At 69.8% G+C, this 1,469-nt stretch carries 1 protein-coding gene and 1 pseudogene; both read right to left on the reverse strand.

Translation table 11 applies throughout. The annotated features are described in order from the left end of the window. Positions 1-299 (reverse strand): annotated as a pseudogene (locus tag MJ785_RS18660) (hypothetical protein); the annotation flags it as partial. Positions 300-319: 20 nt separating this feature from the next. Then, positions 320-1,469: FAD-binding oxidoreductase (locus MJ785_RS18665; RefSeq protein WP_239382042.1), on the reverse strand; the 1,150-nt coding region annotated here is incomplete at its 5' end.

A 1,469-nucleotide genomic window follows, 5' to 3' on the forward strand; every position in this document is an offset into this window, starting at 1 on the left:
GGGACGCCCGCCCCACGGGCCTGCTCGGCCGCCTCGGCGAGCCCGCGCAGCGCGATGTCGAAGGCCGGCAGCACTATGGCCGAGACGATCTCGCGCGCGTCCTCGACCGACAGCCTGCCGGTCAGCCCCACGTCCGCAAGTGCCTGCTCGACAGCGTCCCGGTCAAATGCCGACGCCGCGATATGCCGGCCCAGTACCGCGATCTTCAGCCCGTTCGCCTGCCGAGGTGTGGACGATGTCGACGCCGCACTGTGGCTCCCCGCCCCGGCCGTCGACCAGGTCGCAGCTGTGCATGACAACTGTGCGCACCGTTGCTCCCCTACCTGCTCGCCGGGCGGAACCGCTCGAACCGGAAGGCGGCCAGGGCGTCGCCTCGGTCCTCCCCGAGCACCTCTGCCGCGACCAGGTCACCCGCGTGCACGCTCAGGGTCGCGCCGCTGTGCGAGACGGCGAAGTGGAAGTTGGGCAGCTCGACCGCCCGCCCCAGCACCGGTAAGCCGTCCCCGGGAATGGGACGTTCAGCGATCCGGACGCTTTCCACGGCCGCGGCCCGCGTCCCCGGGTACAGCGCACGGCTCGCCTCGAGTATGTCCTCGACCGCCGACCGGTCGGCACTGATCTCGCCGCTCTCGGACACCCGCACGGCACCGTCGATCGCGGGGGTGTGCAGCAGCAGCCCGCCGGCCCCGTCCGGACGCAGGTGGACGCGGGGTGCGTGGATGACATGGGATACCGAGACCGTGACCGGGGAGGTGTAGACAAGCACACCGCGGGTGTTGCGCATCGGCAGATCCAGACCGGCGAACCTGGCGATCATGCTGGCCTGCGGCCCCGCGCAGTTCACGACCGCGTCCGCGCAGAGCCGCCGCCCCGAGGCGAGCCGGACGCGACGCACCGTTCCGGCCGTGACCTCCAGGCCGATGACCGCATCGTTGGTCACCAGCTCAGCGCCCTGGGAGACCGCGCTGGAGAACAGGTGACCGATCAGGCCGGCCGGCTCAACCCATCCCTCGCGCGGGAAATGGACGATCTCGTCCGCCGGTAGTTCGGCCGGATCGATGTCCGGTTCGAGATCCAGTGCCTCGGCCCGGCTGAGCCAACGCGCCTCGTATCCGTAGCTGAGGACACCGGCGACTTTCCTCCGCAGCTTCTCGCGCTCGTCGTCGCCAGCTGCCCACTGTAGGTTACCGCCCTCGTGGTACCAGTCGCTGTGGGGCACCTCGGCCGCTAGTTTCTGGTGAGCCGCCATACCCGCGACGCCGAGATCATGATACAAGCGCGACTGCTTGCTGGAGGCGTTGGTCCACGAGAAGGTCGAACCGGAGGTACCGCCCGCTGGCACGCCGGCGTCCACAACGATGACGCGGGCACCCCGCCGCACCAGCGAGGCACTCACCGCCGCGCCATAGACGCCAGCACCGATGACGACCACGTTCTCAACCATGTTGGTCCTTCCTCCTCTGCTCTCT

The organism is Protofrankia sp. CiT1 (assembly GCF_917627335.1).
In the GTDB taxonomy this organism is placed as follows: domain Bacteria; phylum Actinomycetota; class Actinomycetes; order Frankiales; family Frankiaceae; genus Protofrankia.